This window comes from Plantactinospora sp. BB1, from assembly GCF_003030385.1.
Classification (GTDB): Bacteria; Actinomycetota; Actinomycetes; order Mycobacteriales; family Micromonosporaceae; genus Plantactinospora.
Map to the genome: position 1 here is coordinate 1,074,194 of NZ_CP028159.1, position 25,490 is coordinate 1,099,683.

A 25,490-nucleotide genomic window follows, 5' to 3' on the forward strand; every position below is an offset into this window, starting at 1 on the left:
ACCGGGCGGCGGTCGGATCGGGGCACCCTGATCCGTGCCCCGCAGCGGTGGCGGGAGCCGGAGCCGCCACCGGCGGTCAGCCGATCCGGAACGTGGCCCGTTCCCGGTCGACGCGGCGGTTGCCGGGCCGGCCGACGGTCAGCCGCCCGTTGCCGTCGTGCGTGACGTACCGGTCGGGGTCGTCGCCGAGCCGCAGCGACACCGCCCGCCGGTCGGCGAGCCCACGCACCTGCACGAAGCTCGCGGCGGCGGCGTACGCGTCGCTGTCCTCGTACGGGTCGACCCGCAGCACGGTGCCGTCGAGCCGGGCGTACCGGTCGGGGAAGTTGACCGACTGCACCGCCACCCGGCCCGGACCGGTGAACCCGGGCACGAGCCGGAACTGCGTGTCGGCGACCTCCCGCACCCCGCCCTCGACCCGGAGCAGATAGCCGAAGTGCCGGACGTACGCCTCCGGCGCGTCCAGCGGGGAGAACCGGAGCACCGGCCCGCCGTCCCCGACCGGCACCCCGAAGCTGGGCGTACCGTCGGTGTTCCAGTACAGCCGCTGCACCCGGGTGTGCCGGTTCGGGTCGAAGAGCGGGTCGCCGGTGATGTCGCGGTAGTCCCGGGCGTGGTAGACGAGCACGTCCGTCTCGCCGTCCTCGGCCACGGTGAACGAGTTGTGCCCCGGGCCGTACCGGCGGGTGTTCTCGTTGGTGGCGAAGACCGGCTGCGCCGACTTGGTCCAGGAGCGGGCGTCGAGCAGGTCGGCGTTCTCGTCGGCGGTGAGCAGTCCCATGCAGTAGCGGGCGTCGGTGGCGCTCGCGGAGAAGGTGACGAAGACCCGGCCGTTGCGGATCAGCACCGCCGGCCCCTCGTTGACCCGGAAACCCTGCACCTCCCAGGGCAACGTCGGCACGGCGATCCGCACCGGGTCGCCCTGGATCGCCAGCGGGGAGGCCATCGCGGCGATGTAGAGGTTGCTGTTGGTGGCGATTCCCGGCTCGCTCTGCGCCCAGAGCAGGTAGCGGACCCCACGGTGCGCGAAGGTGGTGGCGTCCAGGGTGAAGGTGTCCCAGGCGGTGACGAGCTGACCGCGCAGCACCCAGCCGGCCGCCGTGCGGGGGTCGGGCTCGGCGGACTCCAGCACGTAGGTCCGGATCCGGAACGGGTTGTCGGAGTCACCGGCGGCGAAGTAGATGTACCAGCGCCCGTCGATGTGGTGCAGCTCCGGCGCCCAGATGTAGCCACCCATCGGGCCGGCGGCCGGGCGCCGCCAGACGGTACGCTCCCGCGCGCTGGCCAGGCCGTCCAGCGTCGGCGCGCCCCGCACCACGATCCGGTCGTACTCCGGCACCGAGCCGGTCAGGTAGTACATGCCGCGTACCGGTCGGGTGACGAACGGGTCGGCGCGCTGGGCGACCAGCGGATTCCGGGTGGTCAGGCCGGTGCCGGCCGACCCGGCCCGCCGGTCGGCGCCGGGCGCCGGGCCGGTGTCGGGCGCCGCCCAGGCCGCGCCCCCGGTGGCCAGCGGCAGCGCGCCGGCCGCTCCGGCGACGACCAGGCCGCTCCCGGCCGCGTGCAGCAGTCCACGCCGGCTGACTCCGTCGGTGCTCACCGCGCCGTCCTCTCCGTTGCTCCGCTTCCGGGTGCTGTTTCCGTGACGCCGAGCCGGACGAAGGTCACCGAGTACGCCGGGAAGGTGTACGAGAAGGTGTTCCGGACCCCGGTCAGCCGGGACTCGCGGGGCTGGATCGGCGTGAACGAGGCGGTGTTGACGTCGTCCGGCCCGCCGGTCAGGGTCGTCACCCGGGCGGTGGAGCCGACCCGCACCCGGTCGCCGAGGTCGATCCGGGTCGCCGCCTCGGACGCCTGCGCGTTGACCACCTTCAGCACCAGCTCGCCGGTGGCCCGGTCCCGGGTGACCACCTGACGGAACGGCTCGGCGACCCGGTCGTCGGTGAAGCTGCCCCACTCCTGCCCGTCCAGATAGAGGGTCACCGTCCGGTTCCGCACCGAGACCCGCAGGTCGTAGGCGCGGCCGGTCTCGACGCTGCCGGGCTTGGCGATCATCGTCTGCTTGCCGCCGCCGCTGGCCTTCTCCACCGCCGTCTGGGTGTTGTTCCAGCCGCCGACGTTCCACCAGTAGAAGTTGCCGGTGTCCCGGACCCCGAAGGCGACCAGGAAGCCCTCCCGGCCGGAGCGCTTGGTGGCGGTGACCCGCAGGTCGTAGTCGCGCCAGCCCGGGTCCCCGGCGGTCACCATGGTGTCCTCGGCGACCGCGTCGGACTGCACGTACGCACCGTCCACAACGGACCACGATCCCCGTCCGGTGGGGTGGCTCCACTGCGAGGCGCCGCCGGAGAAGTCGTCCCGGAGCAGGGTGGCGCCGTCGGCGGAGGTGACCGTGACGTCGTCGTACGCCGCACTGGTGGCCCAGGTCGACAGCCCCACCGCCCCGGTGATCGGTGCCGTGCTGGCCGGCGTCCCGGAGGCGCGGCTCGGCACCACCTCGTCGCCGACGTTGGTCATGAACAGCTTCTGCACCTGATAACTCGCCGACGGCCAGGAGGTGTTGTTGTTGAACCAGATCAGGTCCGGCCGCCACTGCACGTAGTCCTCGTTGGCCAGCAGCGGCGCGTACGACGCCAACTTCACCACGTCGGCGTTGCGCTCCAGCCCGGTCATGTACGCCGCCTCGGCGAGCGCGTTGTAGAACCGGTTGTCCTGCGAGGCGTACTCGCCGAGGAAGACCTTCGGACCGTTGCGGTCGTAGGAGTCGTACCGGTCGTTGTGCTGGAGGAACCACTCGGGGCTGTTGTAGTAGTGCTCGTCGACCATCTCGACCCCGGCATCCCGGTTGAGCTGCCAGAGCCGGTCGAAGGTGCCGCCCGCGTCGTCCGGCCCGGAGTTGCTGATCACGGTGATCTCCGGGTACGCGGCCTCGATCGCCGCCCGGAACTGCTGGAAGCGGGCGAAGAACTCGTCCGGCAGGTTCTCCTCGTTGCCCACCCCGAGGTGGGTCAGTCCGAACGGCGCCGGGTGGCCCATCCGGACCCGCAGGCCGCCCCACTGCGAGGTCGCCGGGCCGTTGGCGAACTCGATCAGGTCCAGGGTGTCCTGGATGTGCCGGCGCAGCAGTTCCGGGTCGTCGGTGGCCCGGTTCTGCCCGCAGCCGGTGACCAGCGCCGGCACCACGGGCAGCGGCATCGCGCCGATGTCCTCGGCGAACTGGAAGTACTCGTAGTAGCCGAGGCCGTAGGACTGGTTGTAGCCCCAGAAGTTGGCGTTGGTGGCCCGCTCCTCGACCGGCCCGACGGTGTCCTTCCACTGGTAGGAGCGCTGCCGGGGGTAGTCGGGCGCGGTGTAGCCGTAGTGGCTGCCGGTGTTGACCAGGCAGCCGCCGGGGAAACGCAGGAAGCCCGGGCGCAGCGCGGCGACCTTCTCGGCCAGGTCCCGGCGCATCCCGTTCGGCCGGCCCTTGAAGGTGTCCCGGGGGAAGAGCGAGACCATGTCGAGGCGTACGGTGCCGCCGCCGGTCCCGGTCACCGCCAGCCGGCCGGTACCGCTGGTCGCGGTGGCCCGGAAGCTGCCGGTGTACTTCGTCCAGCCGTCGCCCCGGACCACGATCCGCAGCGGTGCGGCGAGGTCGGCGCCGGCCGGGTCGGTGAGCCGGACGGTCAGCGGGGTGCCGGCGGCGGCGCCGGTGCGGGCCCAGAGCGAGAAGTCGTACCAGCGCTGCCGGTCGAGCCGGATGCCGGAGTTGTAGCCGGCGTTGACCACGCCGTAGCCCTGTCCACCGGCCGGCAGGTCCAGCCGCAGGTAGCGGCGGTTGCGCTCGTTGAGTCGTCCGGTGTCGTCGACCACCGCGACGGTGCCCCGGGCCCCGTCCGGCGCGGTCGGGGCCCACGAGGTCATCCCGGTGTACGCGGCGTTGTCCGCCGGGTCGTACTCGAAGGAGCGGTTCTGCACGAGTTCGGCGTAGAGCCCGCCGTCGGCGGCCCGGTTGATGTCCTCGAAGAAGACCCCGTACATGGTGTCGGCGATCGCCGGACCGGTGCCGGCGGCGTCGACCTCGACGGTGTAGTCGGTGCTGGGCGCGGCGGCCGAGGCGGCGGCGGGGACGGTGCCGAGCACACCGGTCAGCACCAGGGCGCCCGCGAGGGCGCGGGTCGGGCGGGATCGGGACATCGCTCCTCCGTCCGTTGCCGGTCGGCCCGGTAGCCGCCCGCTGCGCCGAAGCGGTAGGTGGCGCGGATGAGCGTTAACATAGATAGATCGACATTCGGTGTCAACCCTGGGCCGATCCACACCCGACGAACCGGTTAGCGTTCACACCACTGGCACCAGCCGACCCCGACCCGCCGTTCGGAGGTGGCCGGCCGCAGACCGGCGACCGAACCGGCCCGACTCAGGCCGGGACGGGGGTGAACCCGAACCCGTCAGGCCGGGACCGGGTCGACCCGATCAGGCGGGACCGAGGTGAGCCCGATCAGACCGGTGCCGAGGTGAACCCGATCAGACCGGGACGGAGGTGCACCCGATCACGCCGGGACCGGGTGAGCCGATCACGCCGGGACCGGGGTGAGCCGATCAGGCCGGGACCGGGGTGAACCGGGCGACGTAGCGGCGCTGCCACGGCGTCTCGACCGCACCCCTGGCGTAGTGCTGGCGGACGAAGGCGACCGCCTGCTCGGCCGGCACGCCGTCGAGGACGGCGAGGCAGGCCAGCGCGGTGCCGGTGCGACCCTTGCCGCCGCCGCAGGCGAACTCGACACGTTCCTCCGCCGACCGCTCCCACGCCTGCCGGAGCGCGGCCCGGAAGTCGGCGTCGTCGCGGGGCAGCCAGAAGTCCGGCCAACGCACCCACCGGCTCTGCCAGGGGATCTCCGTCGGCGGGCGGCCGAGCAGGTACACACCGAACGTCGGTACCGGTCCGGACGGCAGTGGGTGGCGCAGGCCACGACCCCGCACCAGTCGCCCCGACGGCAGCCGCAGCACACCGGGGTCGGAAGACGGCCAGGAATCGGTCATTCCGGCAGTCTAGGTCAGCACGCCCCCGGCCACCGTCCGGTACGCCGAGGTGCTGGTACGCCCGCCGGAGCCCGCGTCGGGTCGAGACACTGACCCCGGCCCGACCGGCGGGAGAGCCGCCCCCGTCCCGTCGTCGAATGGGCGCCGGGACGGGGGCGCTACCGCAGGATCAGCCGGCGGGTGTGCCCCGGACCTTCAGGTCACGCAGCCGGCCGACGTTGTCGAACGAGCCGAAGCCGACCCGGCCGGAGCCGAAACTGCTGTCCGCGGCCGTCATCAGCGGATCCCGGGAGCCGTCGAGATAGACCGCGATCTCACCGCTCGCCGGCCGGTGCACCAGCCGCACCCGGTGCCAGCGGTCGTCGGTGATCGCCGGGGCCGCCCCTTCGGAGCGCCCGTTCCACTGGTGGTCGATCCGTTCCCGGTCGGCGTTGTCCACCTTGAAGATTCCGTTGTGCGGATAGATCGTGTTGTCGGTGGAGAGGTGTGCGTAGTAGAACTCCGCGTCCGACCGCCAGCCGAACACGATGATCACGTCCCGGTTGGTCTCCTCGACCGGCGTGTCGAGGCGTACCTCCGCGTTGATCTCCACCGCGCCGAACTCGGGCCCGGCGGTCAGCACCGCGTACTCGTACGGGCGGCGCGGGCCGGGGCGCTGGGCGCCCGCCTCGGCGAGGATCACCTGGCTGCCGGTGAACCGCCACTTCTCCGGGGTGACCGGTGCCCAGTTGGTCGCCCGCATGGTGTCCCGGACCCGGGTGGTGCCGACCGGTCCACCGGCGTACTCCCGGGTGCCGGTGACCTTCCAGATCTTCCCGTTGGCCTTGGCGAGAAGGTACAGCTCGCCCTGAGCGTCGGTGCCGAACCGCAGGTCCACCCGGTTCGGGTCGCCGGGCGCACCGGGACCGGAGAGGTCCTGCATCCGCACCGGGGTGCCGGCCGCGTCGAAGAGGGCGAGCCGGTGGATCGGCGCCGGGTCGGCACCCCGCCGCATCTGGTCGACCTCGGTGTAGAGCACCCGGCCGTCGACGAGGTCGCCGAAGACGTACCTGCCGCGCAGCGCGGGTACGTCCCGGCCCCGGTAGACGAAACCGCCGGCCACCGCGACGCCGATGTCCGAGGTGCAGTCCCAGCCCGGCGCCGGTTCGTGGTCGTAGGCGGCGACCGGGTACGTGTAGCCGAAGCTGGCGTCGTCCGGCGGCAGCGGGAAGATCCGGTCACAGGGGTCGGCCGGCGTCCGGTCGAAGACGAAGGCGCCCTCGCGCTCGCTCCAGCCGAAGTTGTCGCCGGCCCGCACCTCGTAGATCGCCTCGATGGCGTGCTCGCCGATGTGCCCGAGATACATCCGGCCGGTGGCCCGGTCCCAACTGAACCGGTGTGGGTCGCGCATCCCGAGCGCGTAGATCTCGCCGAGCGCGCCGGCCCGGCCGACGAACGGATTCGACGGCGGGATGCCGTACCGACCGTTCGGGGCGTTGCTGCCGGCCGGGTCGATCCGGAGCAGCTTGCCGTGCGGCATCGCCAGGTTCTGCGGGTCGGTGTTGCGTACCCCGACACCGCCGTCACCGGCGGCGATGTAGAGCAGGCCGTGGTCGGCGTCGCCGCGCCGGGCGGTCGGGTTGAAGTTGATCTCCTGGATGCCGTGCACCCGACCGCCGAAGCCGATCCGCAGCACCTCGCGCCGGCTGCCGGCGAAGGTGTCGGCGGCCGGGTCGGTGGCGGTCCACTCGGTGATGATGCCGTGGAAGACGGTCTCCGGCTGGCTGTAGTCCGGCACCACCGTCGTCGACGGAGCCGACTCGGTGTGCACCGTGTAGAACCGGCCGTTGCGCCCGAAGTCAGGATGGAAGGCGACGTACCCGAAGCCCTGGCCGAGGCCCTGGCCGGAGAAGAAGCGCGGCGCGAAGGTGCCGGCCACGTCGAGGTAGACGTGCGGCACGCCGTTCTCGACCAGATAGAGGCTGCCGTTGAGGTCGGGTACCGCCCGCCGGCCCGATCCGTCCGGCAGCTCCATGATGGTGTTGATCCGGGCCTGCCGCATCAACCGCCGATCCGTGGGTGCCGGCGTCGGCTCCGACTTCGGAAACGCCGCGTACTCGGTCAGGACCAGCCCGAGCCGCGACTGGATCTGCTGTTCGGGTACGGGATCGTAGACCGCGTCCGCGGCCCGGGCCGGTGCCGCACCGACCAGAGTGGAGAGTACGACGGCGGCGGCGGTGAGCGAGGCGGTGCCGAGCGGTCTGCGGAGCCGACGGGTGGAAGTACGCACGCGGGGTCACTCCGTTCTCGGGAGGGAACTTCGGCGGATGGGGGTCAACGTCCTCCGGTCACGTGGCGGTACTGCTTCTCGACCTGACGTGCCGAGACGACACGGTCGAGGAACATCAGCGAGTCCATCCGGCAGTCGCAGGGATTCTGCTCCCGGGTGTCCTGCGGGAAACTGCCGCCGATCTTGATGCCCCGGGGGTCGGTGGCGCTGCTGCGGTGCCGCCCCGGGCCGGCGACCTGCCACGGGTCGTCGGTCCGGGTGTAGAAGCCGTCGAGCGGCCGGCCGTTGCGATAGAGCGCCATACTGCCGTCGGTGAAGTCGAAGGTGGCGGCGAGGAAGACCCACTCGCCGACCGGCAGCAGGGTCCGCCAGTCCGCCGCCGCCGCGAAGGTCTGCGACTCGCCGCCGTCCAGCCGCCGGCCGAGGGCGACCAGCCGCAGTTCGCCGTCGACGGTGATGAGTTCGAGCAGCGCCCGGACGGCGTGCCCGTCCGAGTCGCCGGTGAGTACCCCGGCCAGCCCGACCGCGGCGAACCGGTCGCCGGGGTCGGCGGTGTTGGAGTTCGGCGCGGGCCCGTCGCCGAGCATCTTGAACCAGCCCAGCACGCTCGCCCCGGCGGCGCCGTTGAAGGCGTGCAGGCTGGGCAGCCCGGTCGGCGCGTAGACGCCGGCCTTCCAGTCGTCGTTGCCGGCGGTGCCCGGGTCGACCTGCCGGGTCTGCACCGCCCGGCCACTGCCCCGGTGGGCCCGGTCCGGCACCCGCATCGCGGCGCCCCCGTTGACCAGGTCGAGGGTGGTGCCGGAACGGCCGAGGTCCCGCTCCCGGGCCGGGTCGCCGCGCAGCGGGTGGTCGAAGTCGTAGTGCGCGACGAGCCGGTACCGCAGTTCGGGGTGGACGGCACGGTGGCGGTCGCCGTACCCCTGGGCCGGTGTCGCCGTGCCGGTCGCCACCAGCAGCGCGGCCAGCAGGGTGGCGGCGCCGGCCACGGCGGTACGTCTGGGTCTCGACATCGGGTACACCTCTCTCTGCGTCGCGGCGAGGTGGCGCCGGGCGGGCCGACGTCGCGCCGGCCCTAACCGGTGGGTTCGCCGGTGCCGTCGTCACCCGCCTGGTCGGTGGAGCGTCGGGCCGCCGTGCCGACGGCGGGTGGCGAATCGCCGGGCCGGCCGCCGAGGTAGAGGTCGCCGAGCTGCGGGTCGGCCAGCAGTTCGGCCGCCGGCCCGGAGATGTGCACCCGGCCGAGGTCGAGCACACAGCCGAGGTCGGCGGCCTCCAGCGCCCGCCGGGCGTTCTGCTCGACCAGCAGCACCGCCGTGCCGGCGTCGCGCATCCGGATCACCTGCTCGAAGACCGTGCTGGTCGCCTTCGGGTCCAGCCCCATCGACGGCTCGTCGAGGAGCACCACCCTCGGTTCGACCATCAGCGACCGGGCGAACTCGACCTGCTTCTGCTGCCCGCCGGAGAGCAGCCCGGCGAGGCTCCCCCAGCGCTGCGCGACCACCGGGAAGACGTCCCGGACGAAGTCGGCCCGCCGGGCCAGCAGCGCCTTGTCCCGCAGGGTGTAGCCGCCGAGCAGCACGTTCTCGGCGACCGTCATCTCCCGGAAGACGCTGTGCCCCTGGAGCACGTGCGCCACCCCGGCGGCGAGCATCCGCTGCGGCCCCTGGCCGGTGACGTCGACCCCGCCGACGAGGATCCGGCCGGAGCGGGGCTTGAGCAGCCCGCTGGCCACCTTGAGCACCGTCGACTTGCCGGCGCCGTTGGGGCCGACGAGACAGACGATCGAGCCGGCCTCGACCGAGACGGAGAGCCCGCGCAGCACCGGGGCCGCCCGCCCGTACCCGGCCTGGACGTCGACGAGTTCGATCTCAGATGCCAAGGTACGCCCCCAGCACCCGCTCGTCGGAACGGATCACCGAGGGCGGTCCCTCGGCGATCGGCCTTCCCCGGTCGAAGACCACGATGTGGTCGCTGATGCCCATCACCAGGTCCATGTTGTGCTCGACGATCACGAAGGTCCTCCCCTCGGCGTTGAGCTCCCGCACCAGCGCGCCGATCCGGTCCAGCAGCGCCGGGTTGACCCCGCCGGCCGGCTCGTCGAGGAGCACGGTCTCCGGGCCGCTCATCAGCACCCCGGCGAGTTCCAGGAGCTTCTGCTGCCCCCAGGACATGTTCCGGGCCTCGACGTCGGCCAGGTGCTCGATGCCGAGCCGGGTCAGCCAGCCCCGGGCCCGGTCCAGCTCGGCGCGGCGCCGGGCGCCCCGCAACTGGCCGAGGAACCCCACGGGGCGGGCCGCCGCGAGGACGTTGTCCAGCGCCGACATCCGGGGGAAGACCCGGCAGAGCTGGAAGGTACGCCCGATGCCGGCCCGGGCGATCGCGTGCGGGCTCCGCCGGGTGATCTCCTCGCCCCGGTACGACGTCCGCCCGCTGTCCGGCCGGATCATCCCGGTGACACAGTTGAAGAAGGTCGTCTTGCCGGAGCCGTTCGGCCCGATCAGCGCGTTGATCTGCCCGTGCCGGAACGCCACGGTGGCCGCGTCCAGCGCGGTGACCCCGCCGAACGCCTTGGTCAGCCCGACGGTCGCCAGGCTCTCCGGGCCGCTCGCCTGTTCCGGGCTCGACGTGCCGCCCGCCTGTTCCGGCCCCGACGTCCCGCTCGTCGCCGGACCCGTCGGGCCGGTCGGCCGGCCGGTCACGACCGCTGCTCCGTCGACCGGCCGTCGGGGGCACCGACGGGAACCGTGGGCGGCGGATCGGTCGCCGGGCCGGCGTCCGGGCCGGTGGTGGCGCGGTCGCGCAACTCGGCCGCGGTCACCTCGCGGATCGAACTCTGCGCCGGCCGCAGGAAGCGGTCGACCAGGGCGCCCAGCGCCGGCAGCACCCCGTCCGGCATGAACATCACCACCAGGGCCAGCAGCAGTCCGGTGGCGACCAGGTGCAGCGGGGTGTTGCCGAACTCCACCTTGAAGTACTCCAGTCCGATGCCGACGATCAGCGCGCCGACCAGCGGGCCGAAGAGCTGGCGTACCCCGCCGAGCAGCGCCATCAGCACCAGGTAGGCGCCGGTCAGGATGGAGAACTGGAAGACCGGGTCGAGGTCGCCGAACCAGAGCGCGTAGAGGCCGCCGGCCAGGCCGGTGAAGCCGGCCGACACCACGAAGACCACCAGCTTGTACCCGAAGGTCGGGGTGCCCAGCGACTCCGCCTTGTCCTCGTCCTCGCGGATCGCCTTCAGCCCCAACCCGAAGCGGGACCGGTCGACCAGCCACCAGACCAGCAGCGCGACCGCGAGCAGGGCGGCGAACAGATAGAAGAAGACCCGGTGGTGCTCGGGCCGGAGCAGCCCCGGGAACGGGCGCGGCACGACCAGCCCGCGCGACCCGCCGGTGAACGACGCCCAGCTCTGGAAGACCAGCAGCAGGATCAGCACCAGGGCGATCGACACGATCACGAACGACGCACCGCGCACCCGCAGCGCCGCGTAGCCGACCGGGACCGCGAACACCGCCACCAGCAGGGTCGCCACGGCGAGCGCGACGAAGCTCGGCAGCCCGGCCCGGACCACGAGCAGGCCGGTGGCATAGCCGCCGAGCCCGGCCAGCGCGCCGTGCCCGAGCGAGATGTACCCGGTGAAGCCGCCGACGAAGTTCCACGCCGTCGAGAGCACCGCGTAGTTCAGCACGACGACGCCGGCAGAGAGGATGTACGGGTTGGGCGCCCAGGACGGGAACGAGAGCACGGCGGCGGCGAGGGCCACGATCACGACCACCCGGAACAGCCCGGCGAGCCGCTGTGCCGGGGCCGGTGCGAGTTCAGAAGCGCTGGGCAAGCCGGCCTCCGAAGAATCCCTGCGGGCGGAACGCCAGCGTCGCGAAGAGGGCCAGATAGAAGATCGTCTGCGCCCAGGTGGTGCCGAGCGGGATCTGCAACAGGCTCTGCACCAGCCCGAGCAGCATCGCGGCGACCGCCGCCCCCGGTACGCTGCCCAACCCGCCGACCACGATGATCGCCATCAGCGGGCCGATCCAGTGCCAGTGCAGCGACGGGTAGATGGTGGTGTCCAGTGCCAGCGCCGTACCGCCGACGGCGGCGGTGGCCAACCCGACCCCGAAGCCGAAGCTGGCGACCCGGTCGGTGTCGATTCCGAGCAGCCGGGCGGCGTCCGGGTGCTGGATCGTCGCCCGCAGCGCCCAGCCGAACCTGGTCCGCTTGAGCAGCAGATAGAGCGTGAGCAGCGCGACCGCGGCGAGCCCGAAGGCGATCAGTTTGACCACCGCGATCCGGGCGCCGAAGAGGCCGAGGCTGGCCGAGCCGTAGCCGAGCTGGATCCGCCGCTGGGTACCGGTGAAGGCGTAGCCGAGCAGCCCCTCGATGAGTACGGCGATCGCGAAGGTGAGCAGTACCGACATCATGGTGAGGGTCACCGGGCGCAGCCGGGCCAGCAGCAGCCGTTGCAGCAGGACGCCGAGGCCGAAGAAGAGCGGGACGGTGACGACCATCGACAGCAGCGGGTCGACGCCCAGCCTGGCATGCGACCACCAGGCGAGGTAGGCGGCGAGGATGAGGAACGCCGAGTGGGCGATCATCACCACCCGCATGATGCCGAAGTAGAGCGTCAGGCCCGCTGCCAGGAGGGCGTACAGCCCACCCAGCAGCAGGCCCAGGATGACGCTCTGGAAGAGCAGGGCGCCGGACGGCATCCGTTACCTCACCAGGCCGGCTTCGGGTAGACGAGGTCGACTTCCTTCGCCTCGGTGGGCAGCACGATCTGGATCTGCCCGCCGACCCACTGCTGGATCATGTGCGCGCCCTGCGGCTTGCCGGTGGCGTCCCAGGTGAGCGGCCCGACGACGGTCTCGACCTTGTTGCCGCGGATCCAGTCGACCAGCTTCTGCTGGCACTCCCCCTGCTCGGCGCAGCCGACGGCGGTGACGGCGGCGGCCACCACCTGGCCGGTGGTGTACGCGTTCGCCTCGTCCTCCTCCGGCGGCGAGCCGAACTGGGCGGTGTACTTCTGCACGAACTCGACGTTGCTCGGATAGGGCGCCTTCTGGGTGTAGCCGGTCGGCGCGAGGATGCCCTCGGTCTTGTTGCCGATCGCGGCGGCGAACTCGGGGCTCGTCGGCGCGGTCGAGAAGGCCGCCAGCTTCGGCTGGTACCTCAGCTGTTGCAGGGCGACGATCAGGTTCACGCCGTCCTGGTACTGCGAGCCGCCCACCACCATGTCCGCCTTGGAGGCCGCGATCTTGGCGGCGATGGTGCCGAAGTCGGTGGTGTTCGGCGGGTACACCTCGTCGACGACGGTACGCACCCCGCCCGCCTCCAGCTTCGCCTTGAGCCCGTACGCGGTGCCCTGGGCGAACGGGTCGTCCATCGCGGCGTACGCGACGGTGGTCGGCCGCTGCCCGGGTGGCAGGGCCAGCAGGTATTCGGCGAGGTGGTTGTAGTGGTCGTCGGCGACGGCCGGTGCCGCGTAGAAGAGGTTCTTGAAGCCCTGCGCGAAGACCTCCTTGGCCGCGCCGGCCGGCTCGACGAAGAGCATGCCGTACTCCTCGGCGACCCGGGCGGCCGGGACGACGAGGCGGGTCGAGAAGGGACCGACCACGATGTCCACGTTGTCCTTGCCGATCAACTGCTCGTAGTCGGCGACCACCCGGTCGGCATTGGACTGGTCGTCGAGAATCTTCAGCTCGACCTGCCGGCCGAGCAGTCCACCCTTGTCATTGGTGATCTTGGCCCATGCCTCGTAGCCGCGTTGCACACCCTTGCCGGGCTCGGAGAAGTCCCCGGTCAGCGGGAGCGAGATCCCGACGACGATCGGGTCGTCGGAGGAGCCCGACCCGCCGCCGTCGTCGCCGCAGCCCACCAGCAGAAGTGCCACCGCCGCACCGAGGGCCGTTGCCCGTCGTGCACGTGTCGCTCGGGATGTCATTCCTGACGCTCCTCTGCAGAGGGTGAGGAAAGCGCTTTCGTAAGCGCTTTCGTACCATAGGCTGTGTCCTGCGTCACTCGCAATAGGTACCGCCGCAGTAGTTGATGTTGTCCCGGGAGTTGCCGATGCCGAAACCTGGCGGGCGGTTGCGCCTCGTCGACGTCGCCGAACGGGCCGGTGTGTCGCTGGCGACCGCCTCCCGGGCGCTCGCCGGCCGCGACGGGGTCAGCCCGGCCGTCGCCGACCGGGTCCGGCAGGTCTCCCGGGAACTCGGCTATGTCGCCAACCCGTACGCCCGCACCCTGGCCGGGGGCGTCAGCTCGACAGTCGGACTCGTCGTGCACCAGGTCGAGGACCCGTACTTCTCCGAGATAGCGGGCGGGGTCATCCAGGTCGCCGACGAGCAGGGCCTGCTGGTGCAGATCTGCCACTCCGGCCGCGATCCCGAGCGCGAGCTGCGGCAACTGCGGCACCTCATCGCCCAGCGGGTCGGCATCATCCTGATCGCCGGCTCCGGCTACGACGATCCGCGGGTCCAGGCCGAGGCGCGGCGGGAACTGGCGGCGTACCAGAGCCTCGGCGGCCGGGTCGCGGTGATCGGCCGGCATCCCCTCGGGATGGACGCGGTGCTGCCGGACAACGAGGCCGGCGGCCGGGCCCTCGGCGAGCACCTGCTGGCGCTGGGGCACCGCCGGATCTCGGTGGTCGCCGCGACCGGCGGGCTGACCACCGTGATCGACCGGCTCGCCGGGGTGGCCGCCACGCTGCGCCGGCACGGGCTGGCCCTGGAGGATCTGCCGATCGTGCACACCGACTTCACCCGCGACGGCGGCCGGACCGCCGCCGAACGGATCCTGCGGGAGCACCCCGACACCACCGCGATCGTGGCGCTGAACGACTCGATGGCGATCGGGGTGCTCGCGACGCTGCGGGCGCACCGGGTCGGCGTACCGGAGCGGGTCTCGGTGGTCGGGTTCAACGACGTCTCGGTCGCCGCGGACCTGGCGCCCGGCCTCACCACGGTCCGGCTGCCGATGACCGACATGGGTCGGATGGCCCTGGAGCTGGCCCTCAGGCCGAGGTCGAAGCGACCACGGCGCCGGCCCACCGGGCACGCGCTGGTGATCCGCGACTCGACCGGGCCGGTGCCCGGCTGACTCCGCCCCGGACGCCCCGCACCGGACGGGTCCGGGCCGGGCGCTCTCCGCCGCCACGTCACGGAGAGCGCCGGTCCAGTGCTATTCGGTACGCAGTGCGGTGGCGGTACGGGTCCGCGCCGCCCAGCCGGCGGGAAGCAGCGCGCCGAGTACGGCGATGAGCAGGCCGCCGAGGCCGAAGAGCGCCAACTCGACGGGGTGATAGATGTCGATCACCGAGGCGGGCAGGTGGAACCCCGCGGCGTGGCCCATCTCGGCGACGGTCACCCGCTGCATGACGACCCCGACCGGCACTCCGACGGCGCCACCGACCAGACCCGTGACGACGACCGAGGCGATGACCATCACGGTGGTCTGCCGTGGGGTCATCCCCAGGGCCTTGTGCACCCCGAGATCGTGGACGCGTTCCCGGGTCTCCAGCACGACCATGTTGAGTACGCCCAGCGCGGCCACCGTGACCAGCATCAGGGTGAGCAGGCCGGTCAGCGTGTTGATGACCACGAGGATCTCGTCGACCTCCTGCTCGACGACCTCGGCGGTGGCCTCCACCGGTCCCAGCGCGGCGTTCAGCGCCTCGACGTACCGGGCCGGGTCGGTGCCGGGGTCGAGGGTGACGTGGTACTCCATCGGCCGCAGCTCGGGTTGGCTGGCCGCGAGCGTCGCGGCGGCGGTGAGGATCTGCATGCCCCTGGATTCGGGGTTGAATGCCTCGCCGACGATCCGGGTGTCGATCCGGGTGCCGTGGTCGACCAGGACCACCCGGTCGCCGACCTCGGTGCCGGTGGCGGTCAGGAACGGTCTGGAAACCACGATCTCGCCGGATCGACCGAACCAGTTGCCCGAGATCATCTCGTAGCCGTACGCCGAACCGTCACCGGTGAAGGCGAGCAGGTCGAGCGGACTGGTCAGCCCGGCGATCGTCACCTCGGTGTGCGCCACGCCGCTGTACCCGCTGGTCCCGGCCTGTGCGGTGATGGCCCGGACCACCGCGACCGGGTCCGGCAGCGGCGGCGGCTCCGCCGAAACCCTCGGCGGGCCCTCCGGAGCACCCCCGGGTGGCGGTGGACCGGAGACCGGTGCGCCCGGGTGGATGACGACGTCGCCGTGGTTCTCCGTGGCCTGGACCTTGTTCAACGAGGCGCCCAGACCGACGGCGAAGGTCGCGGCGGCGGCGCCGAACGCGATCGCCGCGACGATGGTGGCCGACCGGAGCGCCCGGGCGAAGGGCTGGGCCAGACCGAGGGTCACCGGTCGGGGCAGCGGCAGCCGGGCGGCCAGCCGGGCCGCCCACTGGCCGCGTCCCGGGCCGGGGGTGCGGCCGACCGCGAGCACGTCGACGGTACGCAACCTGCCGGCCCGGGACGCCGCGACCCAGGCGGTCACGGTGACGGTGACCAGCGCACCGGCGAGCACCAGGAGGTTGACCAGCGGGCTGACCCCGGTGTCCGTCGTGCCGTAGACCTCGTTGGTCTGCGCCAGGACCGGCACGACCAGCAGGTTGCCGGCGAGGACGCCGAGCAGGGCGCCGACCACGGCCGGCACCAGCGCCTGCACCGTGTACGCCCGGACCACCTGCGACGGGGTGCAGCCGAGTGCCTTGAGGATGCCGATCCGGTGTGTCCCGGTGCTGACCGCTCCGGCGATGACGTTGGCGATGATCAGCACCGCCATGAGTACGCCCAGCACCCCGAAGGCGATGAGGAACGGCACGAAGAGCAGCGTGCTGCCGGCGCTGTCGGTCCTGGTGGTGAGCCAGGAACGGGCCCCGGCCAGCGTGCCTGCGGGTACGCTCGCCTCGATCGCGGCGCGGCCCGAGTCGACCTGCGCGGCGGTGTCGCTCGCGGCGAGCCGGTAGAGCATCTGGTATCCGGGCGCCGCGCCCGGCGCGGTCAACGCGGTGACCTGTTCCGGTGCCACCCAGCCGCCGGCGGTCTCGCTGACCGACCGGGCCACCCCGACCACCGTCAGGGCCGGGCCGCCGGCCGGGTCCGACAGCGCCAGCGCGTCGCCCGGCTGCGGCTGGAGACTCCTCGGGAGCCGGTGGTCGACGTGGATCACGATCTCCCCCGGGCCGGTCACCCAGCGCCCCTCGAGCAGCGTCACGGCGTCGACCGGACCACCCGGGTCGGCCCGTCCGACCACCGTGACCGGTTCCACCGGTCCACGCCGGGCCGGGGCCGGGGTGATCGTCGCGGTCGGGAACGGGCCGGCCGCCGCCGCGACCCCGGCGGCTCGGGCGGATGCCGACAGTTGCGCCACGCCGACCTTGGCGCCGTCGAACTGCGCGGTCAGGTGCGCGCCGTGCTGCTGCGCGAAGGCCCGGTCGAACGGTGCCGTGGAGGCCACCATCAGCGACCCGCCGAGTACCCCGGCGGTCACCGCGATCGCCACCACCAGCCCGACCACCACCGTCTGCACCCGGCGACGGCCCACCCCGGACCGGACCACCCCGCCCAGCGCACTCATCGGACCGGCTCCACCGCGCGGTCGGCGGCGACCCGGCCGTCGACGAGTTGGACGGTGCGGGTCGCGCAGGACCGCGCCAGGGTCAGGTCGTGGGTGACCAGCACGATGGTCTGACCCTCGGCGTGCAGGGCCGTGAGCAGGTGCCGGACCTCCTCGCCGGAGGCGGTGTCCAGCGCCCCGGTCGGCTCGTCGGCGAGCAGCAGCGCCGGTCGGTTCATCAGGGCTCTGGCCACCGCCACCCGCTGCCGCTCGCCGCCGGAGAGCCGGCCGGGATAGGCGGCGGCGTGCCGGTCGATGCCGAGGGTGCCGAGCAGCTCCATCGCGCGACGCCGGGCGGCGGTACGGGCCGTGCCGACCAGTTGCGCCGGCAGCATGACGTTGTCCACGACGGTCAGGTCGTCGAGCAGGTTGAAGAACTGGAAGACCATGCCGATCTTCGCCCGCCGGTAGCGGGCGGAGCCCGCCTCACCCAACTCGTCGACCCGGACACCGTCCACGGTGACCGTGCCGCTGCTCGGCCGGTCCAGCCCGGCGACGAGGTTCAGCAGGGTGGACTTGCCACTGCCGGACGGGCCGAGGATCGCGACCGCCTCCCCGGCCGCGATCCGCAGCGACACGGCGTCCAGTGCCGGGGGCCCTCGTCGTACCGGCGGCTCACGTCGTTCAACTCGATCACCGGTGTGGTCATGGTGAATCCCCTCCTGCTCGCTGCGCCTCTGGCCGCTCGACGCTAGGTCCGGCGCCGGATCGCGGGCGTCGGCCGCCGGAGGCAAATCCGGTACCGCCCCGGGATGAGCGGAGCCGGGGTCATCCCTGCGGCGTAGTCGACGGAGGTAGCCGGGTGGTCAGCTCGGCGGATATCGCCGGCCGGATACGGCGGGTGAGAATGGCCCGGTGAGGAGCGCAGGGCTGCCCAGCCGGCTGTGGGCCCGGGTCAGGCTGCTGACACAGCCGTCCGGTCCGCTGCCCGGCCTCTCCTGGCGCGGCCGGGTCTTCGACGGGCTGCTGGCGCTCGGCCTCCTCCTCGCCGCGATCGTCGAGGGCGACAGTCAGGACCGGAGCGACCAGACGTCGGTCGTCGGCTCCGACCGCCGGGACCTCTCCGGGCCGCCGGAGCCACCCGAGCCGGATCTGCCGCCGATCCCGCCCGATCCGTTCCGGCGCCGGGAGATGCCCGAGCCCTTCCTGCCGATCGAGGACTACGAGATCGCCGGGACGATCCTCATGCTCCTCGTGGTGGTGGTACCGCTGGTACTGCGCCGCCGCTATCCGCTCGCCGTACTCTGGGTCGTCCTGGTCACGGCCCCGCTGGCCAGCGACTTCAACGCCGCGTTGCGGGTCTCCTTCTACGCCTGCGTGATCGCCGGCTACACGGCCGCCGTCTACAGCCCCTACCGGTTGCCCGCGCTGGCCAGCCTGCCGGTGGCCGCGTTCATCTACACCCAGCTCCGGGAGCCGGCGGTGCCGACCGTCCCGGACAACGCCGTCCCGTTCCTGATCCTCATCCCGATCGTCCTCGCCGCCAACGGACTGCGGCGGTGGAAACGCCGTGCCGACGAGGACCGGGCCCGGCTCTCCGCCCTGGAGCACGAGCAGGCCGAGGCGCTGCGCCGGGCCGCCGAGCACGAACGCGCCCGGATCGCCCGGGAACTGCACGACGTGGTGACGCACAACGTGAGCGTCATGGTCATCCAGGCCGGAGCCGCCCGCAAGGTGATGCGGGCCGACCCCGACCAGGCCCGGGACGCGCTGCTCTCGGTCGAGGCCGGCGGCCGGGCCGCGATGGCCGAACTGCGGCACGTGATGGGGCTGCTGACCATGGACAGTGACGGCACCGATCCGGCGGCCACCAGCGGGCTGACCCCGCAACCCGGCCTCGACCGGGTCGAGGCGCTGGTGCAGCGGGTACGCGACACCGGGATACCCGTCGAGCTGACCGTGACCGGCGAACCGCGTCCGCTGCTCTCCGGAATCGAACTGACCGCCTACCGGGTGATCCAGGAGGCGCTGACCAACACGGTCAAGCACGCCACCGGGGCGACCGCCCGGGTGCTCGTCGAGTACGGCACCGACGAACTGCTGGTCGAGGCGACCGACAGTGGCGGCGCCCCGGGCGTCTCCGCCTCGACCGGCGACGGGCACGGCCTGATCGGTCTACGCGAGCGGCTGGCCGTCTACGGTGGCACCCTGGAGGCCGGACGACGGCTCAGCGGGGGCTACCGGGTCGCCGCGCGGATTCCGCTGGAGGCGCCGTGACCGCACCGCTCCGCGTCGTCGTCGCCGACGACCAGGCGCTGGTCCGTACCGGCTTCCGGATGATCCTGACCGCCGACGGCATAGACGTGGTCGCCGAGGCGACCAACGGCACCGAGGCGGTCGACGCGGTCCGGCGTACCGTGCCGGACGTCGTACTGATGGATGTTCGGATGCCCGAGATGGACGGGCTGGAAGCCACCCGGCGGATCCTCACCGGCGCCACCGGGGATCCGCGCGTGATCATCCTGACCACGTTCGACCTGGACCACTACGTCTACGCGGCGCTCTCCGCCGGCGCCAGCGGCTTCCTGCTCAAGGACGTCACCCCGGAACATCTGGTCGCCGCCGTCCGGATGGTCCGGTCCGGCGACGCGCTGTTGGCCCCCACCATCACCCGTCGGCTCGTCGAGCGGTTCGCCAGCCGCAGCGCGGACCCCGCCGCACCGCACCGCGACCTGTCCACGTTGACGCCCCGCGAACTCGAGGTGCTGCGACTGCTGGCCCAGGGGCTGAGCAACGCCGAACTCGCCGCCCGCCTCCACCTCTCCGAGGCGACCGTCAAGACGCACGTCGCCCGCATCCTCGGCAAGCTCGGGCTCCGCGACCGGGTCCAGGCCGTCGTCGTCGCCTACGAGACCGGCCTGGTCAGCCCCGGCGGCGGATAGCCCAGCGGCCGAGCCGGGCCTTCGGTCTGCGTCGACCCCTGCCGGCGACCCGACCTTTCGCGCGAAGGCAGGGAAGAGCCCCTTCCCGGGCGGATTCACGCTGTCGCTCTCCGCACCGGGAGCGGGACCCTTCCCACCGCGCCGTGGGTCAGGACTCGTCGTCGGCCACCTTGCCGCCGGGCCCGTACGGCGAGGTCTGTCCCTTCGGCACCGGACGCTTCGCGGTCTTGTCGTGGCTGCCGCCCGGCGGGTCGGTCGGGTTGGCGTCCTGGATCCGCTGCTTGGTCGTCCCCGTCTCGCCGCTGCGGCGCATCTCCGGCTGCTGGATGTTGGTCATCACGGTCTCCTCTCGGCGTCCCGACTGTTCACCTACCCCGGCTCACCCCGCTCATGCCGGCCCGCGCCTCGCGTTGGCGGGCACGGCGGGGTGAACGGGCCGGACCGGTGCCGGACGGCCACTATGTCGCCGGGAGCCGCGCTCCTCCCGTCCGGGTCCGGAGGGCCGTCGGAGGGTGTGCGGGGCGGCTTGGGTCCGATGCGTGGTATGCCGGAGATCGGTACCCGACCGGCCCGCGTCACCGGCCCCCGGAACGGTGCCCGGGGGCCGGTTTCGCGGTCAGAGTCCCCGGCACTGCCCGATCGCCGGCCCGCGCAGCGTGTTCGGTACGCCGTTGTCGACCGGTGCCGGGGTGTTGCCGGTGCAGACCAGCGGGCCACCGACGGTGTTGCCGGCGATCACCGGTGCCGGGACGGTGTCGGTGCCGGTGACCACGAGCGGTCCGCCGACCCGGACGCCCTCGACGACGAGCTGTCCGGTGGTGCCGGTGAGGCTGACCGGGCCGGCGACCGAACCGCCGAGGAGTTCCAGCGTGGTCGCGCCGGTGGCCTGTACCGGCCCCCGCACCGAGGCGGCCGTGGCGATCAGCGAGCCGCCGGGCCGGACGGTGACCGGGCCGGTGACGGTGGCGCCGGCCAGGCAGGTCACCCCGGTCCAGACCACCAGGGCGCCCCGGTGCTGGCCGGAGAGCCGGCTGGTGCAGGTGTCGACGGTGACGGTGAACTCGGCACTGCTGGTCACCCCGCCCGGCCGGGTCGCGGTGAGGGTGGCCCGGTAGACGCCGTCCCGGGCGTACCGGTGGCTGGCGGTCGCGGTGTAGAGGCCGTTGACCCTGGTGACGGTGCCGGCCGTGCCGCTGACCGTGGCCGGAGAGCTGGTGCCGTCGCCCCAGTCGACGGTCGCGGTCACCTGGTCGGGGGCGACTCCCGGCGCGGAGATCGTGCCGAGCGCGCCGTCGACGGTACGCGTGTCGCGCTCGACGTCCGGGGCGGTCACGTCGACCCGCCACGGCACCTGCGGCGAGGGGTGGAAGTTCTGCCCCCGGAGCTGCCAGCGCAGGCCGTGCCCGGCCAGCCGGTTCACGAACGAGTCGAGGTTGCGTTCCGGGTGGACGTTCGGCGACCAGCCGATCTCCGCCGTCGCCGGCAGCCGGGGGAACGCCTGGAACTCGATGTCGGCGCCGGTGCGCAGCGTCTCCGACCACATCGGCGCCTCGACGCCGAGGATGTGCGCGTCGGTCACCGCCGGCAGGGTCTCGCCGTTCACCATGCGGGCCGGGATGTAGCTGCCCGGGTCGCTGCTGGTGCCGGACCAGTGGTAGAAGTGCGACACGTCCAGGATGCCGGCCCAGCCGAGCCCGAGCGGGCTGCCCGGCCACTGCCGCATGTCCAGATAGGTGTGGTTGGCCGGTGACATGACGACCTTCATGCCCTTCTGCACGGCCCGCCGGGCCGAGTCGCCGCCGGCACCGGCCGGGTTGCCGTTGTTCCAGAACTGCGCGACCGCCGGGGCGGCGCCGGGCCGGTCGAAGTTCGCCTGGGAGATCTCGGCCCAGCCGATCCCGGTCTTGCCGTGCGCCGTGACGAGATCGGCCTTGCGGTCGACGAAGTCGACGAAGCGCTCGTGGGAGAGGATGGAGGCCGGCACCTCGTCGCCGCCGAAGTGGTAGTACGGGCCGGGGGTCAGCGCGCTGAGCTGCGCGACGATGTCGGTGAGGATCGCCCAGGTGTTCGGGCTCTCCGGGCAGAGCGCGCTGTAGCCGACGTCCGTGCTGAGGTTCCACACCGGCGGCGTACGGTTGCTGCAGTTGACGTCCGGCAGCACCGGGTCCGCCTCCGGGCCAGCGTACGACATGATGATCGCGTTGGTGTGCCCGGGGGTGTCCACCTCGGGGATGACGGTCACGAAGCGTTCCGCCGCGTAGTTGACGACGTCGACGTACTCGGCCTGGGTCCAGTAGCCGCCCGGGTCGTTGTTGATGGAGAACTGGGCGCCGATCTCGGTGAGTTCGGGGCGGCCGTCGATGGCGATCCGGAAGCCCTGGTCGTCGCCGACGTGCAGGTGCAGCGTATTGATCTTGTATGCGGCGGCCTGGTCGACGTACCGCTTGACCACGTCCGGGGGCTGGAAGTGCCGGGCGATGTCGAGCATGATCCCCCGGTAGCCGTAGCGCGGCACGTCCTCGATCCGCACCCCGGCCACCGTCCACGGTCCCGGTCGGACGGTCCGGCTCTCGATCCACGGCGGGAGCAACTGCCGCAGCGTCTGTACCCCGTAGAAGAGCCCGGCCGGGCGGGCCGCCGTCAGGCGTACCCCGGCGGCCGTGACGTCGAGCCGGTAGCCCTCGGTGCCGAGTTCGGCGGCGGTGACCAGCCGCAGTTCGATGTCGCCGGTGCGCGGCGCGGCGGCGGTGACGGGCAGCGGATAGCCGGTGGGTGGCCGCAGCAGCGTCGCCAGTCCGTCGGCCACCGATGTGGTCTGGGCGCCGCCGTCCGGGGCGACGACGATCCGGCTCTCCCGGCCGAGGGTGAAGGTCTCCCCCGGCACCGGGACCGCGCTGACCGGTACCGGGACGACCTGGGCGGCCACCGGGACCTGGGCGGGCTCGCTCGGCGCGGTGGCCGCTCGGGCGGCCGGGGTGCCGAACTGACCGGCCAGCACGAGGCTCTGGGCCACGAGGGTTATCCCGAGGGCGGCCCGGCCGAGCCGGGCCGGACCGCTGCCGGCGGTACGCCTGCGGCGGGGTGGTGGTGTCGACGTGTCCGGCCTCTGCATTGTCACGCCCTCCTGCTGCGGCTGGGGCGGGCGCCCGCCGGGCACCGGCCCGTCCCCGGTGGCCCGGGACGGTGCGGGCGCGGACGGCGGTCGATCGCCACGGATCAGGGTCATCGACGAAGTTGCATCCGCCGAATGATAGAGATCGGAGAGCAGAACTGTAAAGAGTCCTTACACTTCGGACGTTTCCAGGCGGCGCCGGAGCCGACGACCCGGGCCACATTGACAGCTCTCGTTGATTGATTCACAGTATCCGAGAGAGCGCTCTCTTGCCCGATCGTCATCAGCCCGCAACCGGCCGGAAACCGTCGCGGGCCTCACCTCAGGGAGCACTGATGGACAGCGCTCTGTCCCCACCCCGCCGCCGACCATCCCGGGCACGCCGCTGGCGGGCCCTCGCCGGGTCGGCCGTCGCGATCCCGGCGCTGCTCGCCGGCTATCTCGCCATCTCCGGTACGTCGGCCGGTGCGGCCGAGACCCTGCTCTCGCAGGGCAGGCCGGCCACCGCCTCCTCGATCCAGTCCGCCGGCTACCCCGCCTCGGCTGCGGTCGACGGCAACCCCGGCACCCGCTGGTCCAGCGGCTTCGCCGACCCGCAGTGGATACAGGTCGACCTCGGCGCGGTCACCCCGGTCAGCCGGGTCGTGCTGAACTGGGAGGGCGCCTACGCCCGCGCCTTCACGATCGAGACCTCGACCAACGGCTCGACCTGGACGACCGTGCACAGCAGTACCACCGGCAGCGGCGGCAACCAGGAGATCGGCGTCACCGGCAGCGGCCGGTACGTCCGGCTGCACGCCACCCAGCGGGGCACGGCGTACGGGGTGTCGCTCTGGGAGTTCCAGGTGTACGGCGAGACCGGCACCACCGCCTGCGGCACCGGCAACGCCGCCCAGGGCCGGCCGGCGACCGCCTCCTCCACCGAATCCGCCGCCTACCCGGCCTCGGCCGCGGTCGACGGCAACACCGGCACCCGCTGGGCCAGCGCCGCCGCCGACCCGCAGTGGCTCCGGGTCGACCTCGGCAGCACCCAGTCGATCTGCGGGATCACCCTGGTCTGGGAGGCCGCCTACGCCACCGCGTTCCAGATCCAGACCTCCACCGACGGCTCGACCTGGACCACCGTGCACACCAGCACCACCGGCACGGGCGGAACACAGAACCTGACCGTCACCGGCACCGGCCGGTACGTCCGGATGTACGGCACCGCCCGGGCGACCGGGTGGGGCTACTCGCTCTGGGAGCTGGCGGTACGGACCGGCAGCGGCGGGCCGACGACCCCGCCGACCACCACCCCGCCGCCGACCACCACTCCCCCGCCCGGCGGCAGCGTGCTGCTGTCGTACCAGAAGCCGGCGGTCGCCTCCAGCAGCCAGAACGACGGCACCTGCTTCGAGTGCCTGCCCGCCCGGGCCTTCGACAACGACCCGGCCAGCCGGTGGGCGACCAGCACCACCACCGGATGGGTCGACCCCGGCTGGATCTACGTCGACCTGGGCGCCACCGCCAGCATCACCCAGGTGGTGTTGCAGTGGGACCCGGCCTACGCCACCGCCTACCAGATCCAGGTCTCCGCGAACGCCAGCAGCTGGACCCCGATCTACTCCACCACCGGTGGTCGGGGCTTCAAGGAGACGCTGAACGTCACCGGCACCGGCCGGTACGTCCGGATGTACGGCACCGCCCGGGTCGGCCCGTACGGCTACTCGCTCTACGAGTTCAAGGTCTACGGCACCGGGGGCAACCCGACGGCCCCACCGGCGATGCCGCCCGACCCGACGTTCCCGGCCAACAACCTCGTCTGGAGCGACGAGTTCAACGGCGCGGCCGGCAGCAAGCCCGACCCGGCAAAGTGGACGATCGACCCGGGCACCGGGCAGAACAACGAGATCCAGTACTACACGAACAACAACAACGCCTCGATGAACGGCACCGGCGCCCTGGTGATCGAGGCACGTCGGGAGACGGCCGGCGGGCGCGACTACACCTCGCACCGGATGAACACCGGCAACAGGTTCCACGTCCAGTACGGCCGGATCGAGGCCCGGATCCAGGTGCCGAAGGGCAACGGCCTCTGGCCCGCCTTCTGGATGATGGGCGCCGACTTCCTCACCGGGCGGCCGTGGCCGTACAACGGGGAGATCGACATCATGGAGGTGCTCGGCCGGAACACCCTGGAGGGATACTCGACGCTGCACGCACCGCAGTACAACGGCGGTGGCGGCTACGGGCAGAAGTATCCCGCGCCGGGCGGGGTCGACTTCTCCGCCGGCTTCCACGTCTGGGCCGCGGAGTGGGACAGCCGGGGCATCACGTTCAAGGTGGACGGCCAGACGGTCTTCTACGCCAGCAAGGAGACGGTGGAGTCGACCCGTGGCCCGTGGGTCTTCGACCACCCCTTCTATCTGATCCTCAACCTCGCCGTCGGCGGTGACTTCCCCGGACCGGTCGATTCGAGTACGCCGTTCCCGTCCCGGATGCTCGTCGACTACGTACGCGTCTACCGCTGAACATCGGATGGCCGGTACGGCGGACCGGCCACTCCGCGGCACACCCCCGGTGTCGGATCACCGCTTCGGGTATTCGGGCCCTTGCCTCGGTTTCGCCCGCACGC

Annotated in this window: 17 protein-coding genes and 1 pseudogene; 4 read left to right on the forward strand and 14 right to left on the reverse strand. The window is 72.4% G+C overall.

Annotated features, from left to right (window positions below):
• Positions 1–76 precede the first annotated feature (76 nt).
• The 10 genes from C6W10_RS04665 to C6W10_RS04710 all read right to left on the reverse strand — a co-directional run bounded on the left by C6W10_RS04665 (position 77) and on the right by C6W10_RS04710 (position 13,169).
• Positions 77–1,600: a family 43 glycosylhydrolase gene (locus C6W10_RS04665; RefSeq protein WP_107256827.1), complete on the reverse strand. Its 1,524-nt coding sequence runs from the start codon at positions 1,598–1,600 to the stop codon at positions 77–79.
• Entirely contained in the window at positions 1,597–4,173 is a 2,577-nt protein-coding gene (locus tag C6W10_RS04670; protein ID WP_107256829.1) for an alpha-L-arabinofuranosidase C-terminal domain-containing protein, read from the reverse strand. Before C6W10_RS04670 ends, C6W10_RS04665 begins: the two co-directional genes overlap by 4 nt.
• Positions 4,174–4,575: 402 nt before the next feature.
• On the reverse strand, positions 4,576–5,016 hold the full coding sequence (locus tag C6W10_RS04675) for a protein-tyrosine phosphatase family protein (RefSeq protein WP_107256831.1): 441 nt from the start codon (positions 5,014–5,016) through the stop codon (positions 4,576–4,578).
• Positions 5,017–5,185: 169 nt separating this feature from the next.
• The gene (locus C6W10_RS04680) at positions 5,186–7,285 is read right to left on the reverse strand and encodes a sorbosone dehydrogenase family protein (protein ID WP_107256833.1); all 2,100 of its coding nucleotides are present in this window, start codon (positions 7,283–7,285) and stop codon (positions 5,186–5,188) included.
• Between the two features lie 44 nt (positions 7,286–7,329).
• On the reverse strand, positions 7,330–8,295 hold the full coding sequence (locus C6W10_RS04685; protein ID WP_199853863.1) for a hypothetical protein: 966 nt from the start codon (positions 8,293–8,295) through the stop codon (positions 7,330–7,332).
• A gap of 62 nt (positions 8,296–8,357) precedes the next feature.
• The gene (locus C6W10_RS04690) at positions 8,358–9,164 is read right to left on the reverse strand and encodes an ABC transporter ATP-binding protein (RefSeq protein ID WP_107256834.1); all 807 of its coding nucleotides are present in this window, start codon (positions 9,162–9,164) and stop codon (positions 8,358–8,360) included.
• Complete coding sequence (locus C6W10_RS04695) at positions 9,154–9,984, reverse strand: ABC transporter ATP-binding protein (RefSeq protein WP_234361615.1); 831 nt, start codon at positions 9,982–9,984, stop codon at positions 9,154–9,156. The genes C6W10_RS04690 and C6W10_RS04695 overlap by 11 nt, the downstream gene beginning before the upstream one ends.
• Positions 9,981–11,117: a branched-chain amino acid ABC transporter permease gene (locus C6W10_RS04700; protein ID WP_107256836.1), complete on the reverse strand. Its 1,137-nt coding sequence runs from the start codon at positions 11,115–11,117 to the stop codon at positions 9,981–9,983. Before C6W10_RS04700 ends, C6W10_RS04695 begins: the two co-directional genes overlap by 4 nt.
• The gene (locus C6W10_RS04705; protein WP_107256837.1) at positions 11,101–11,988 is read right to left on the reverse strand and encodes a branched-chain amino acid ABC transporter permease; all 888 of its coding nucleotides are present in this window, start codon (positions 11,986–11,988) and stop codon (positions 11,101–11,103) included. Before C6W10_RS04705 ends, C6W10_RS04700 begins: the two co-directional genes overlap by 17 nt.
• An 8-nt stretch (positions 11,989–11,996) precedes the next feature.
• Positions 11,997–13,169: an amino acid ABC transporter substrate-binding protein gene (locus C6W10_RS04710; protein WP_234359399.1), complete on the reverse strand. Its 1,173-nt coding sequence runs from the start codon at positions 13,167–13,169 to the stop codon at positions 11,997–11,999.
• Between the two features lie 176 nt (positions 13,170–13,345).
• Between C6W10_RS04710 and C6W10_RS04715 the strand changes: the two genes are divergently transcribed.
• On the forward strand, positions 13,346–14,377 hold the full coding sequence (locus C6W10_RS04715; protein WP_107256840.1) for a LacI family DNA-binding transcriptional regulator: 1,032 nt from the start codon (positions 13,346–13,348) through the stop codon (positions 14,375–14,377).
• A gap of 81 nt (positions 14,378–14,458) precedes the next feature.
• Here C6W10_RS04715 and C6W10_RS04720 read toward each other — a convergent pair whose 3' ends face one another.
• Both C6W10_RS04720 and C6W10_RS04725 read right to left on the reverse strand, forming a co-directional pair.
• A complete protein-coding gene (locus C6W10_RS04720) occupies positions 14,459–16,843 on the reverse strand; it encodes an FtsX-like permease family protein (RefSeq protein WP_107256842.1) in 2,385 nt (794 codons plus the stop codon).
• A pseudogene (locus C6W10_RS04725) lies at positions 16,840–17,531 on the reverse strand (ABC transporter ATP-binding protein). The gene C6W10_RS04720 and the pseudogene C6W10_RS04725 overlap by 4 nt, the downstream one beginning before the upstream one ends.
• Before the next feature lie 206 nt (positions 17,532–17,737).
• Between C6W10_RS04725 and C6W10_RS04730 the strand changes: the two are divergent.
• Both C6W10_RS04730 and C6W10_RS04735 read left to right on the forward strand, forming a co-directional pair.
• Positions 17,738–19,099, forward strand: coding sequence for a sensor histidine kinase (locus C6W10_RS04730; RefSeq protein ID WP_199853864.1), 1,362 nt, complete (start codon positions 17,738–17,740; stop codon positions 19,097–19,099).
• Complete coding sequence (locus C6W10_RS04735; protein ID WP_107256844.1) at positions 19,096–19,764, forward strand: response regulator transcription factor; 669 nt, start codon at positions 19,096–19,098, stop codon at positions 19,762–19,764. The genes C6W10_RS04730 and C6W10_RS04735 overlap by 4 nt, the downstream gene beginning before the upstream one ends.
• A gap of 148 nt (positions 19,765–19,912) precedes the next feature.
• On the opposite strand, the gene C6W10_RS04740 is transcribed toward C6W10_RS04735, so the two are convergent.
• Both C6W10_RS04740 and C6W10_RS04745 read right to left on the reverse strand, forming a co-directional pair.
• Positions 19,913–20,101, reverse strand: a complete 189-nt coding sequence (locus tag C6W10_RS04740) for a hypothetical protein (protein ID WP_107256846.1) — start codon at positions 20,099–20,101, stop codon at positions 19,913–19,915.
• 279 nt (positions 20,102–20,380) lie between these two features.
• Complete coding sequence (locus C6W10_RS04745; protein WP_199853865.1) at positions 20,381–22,876, reverse strand: family 20 glycosylhydrolase; 2,496 nt, start codon at positions 22,874–22,876, stop codon at positions 20,381–20,383.
• Between the two features lie 335 nt (positions 22,877–23,211).
• On the opposite strand from C6W10_RS04745, the gene C6W10_RS04750 reads away from it, so the two are divergent.
• Positions 23,212–25,386: a discoidin domain-containing protein gene (locus C6W10_RS04750; RefSeq protein ID WP_107256848.1), complete on the forward strand. Its 2,175-nt coding sequence runs from the start codon at positions 23,212–23,214 to the stop codon at positions 25,384–25,386.
• The last annotated feature ends 104 nt before the right edge of the window (positions 25,387–25,490 follow it).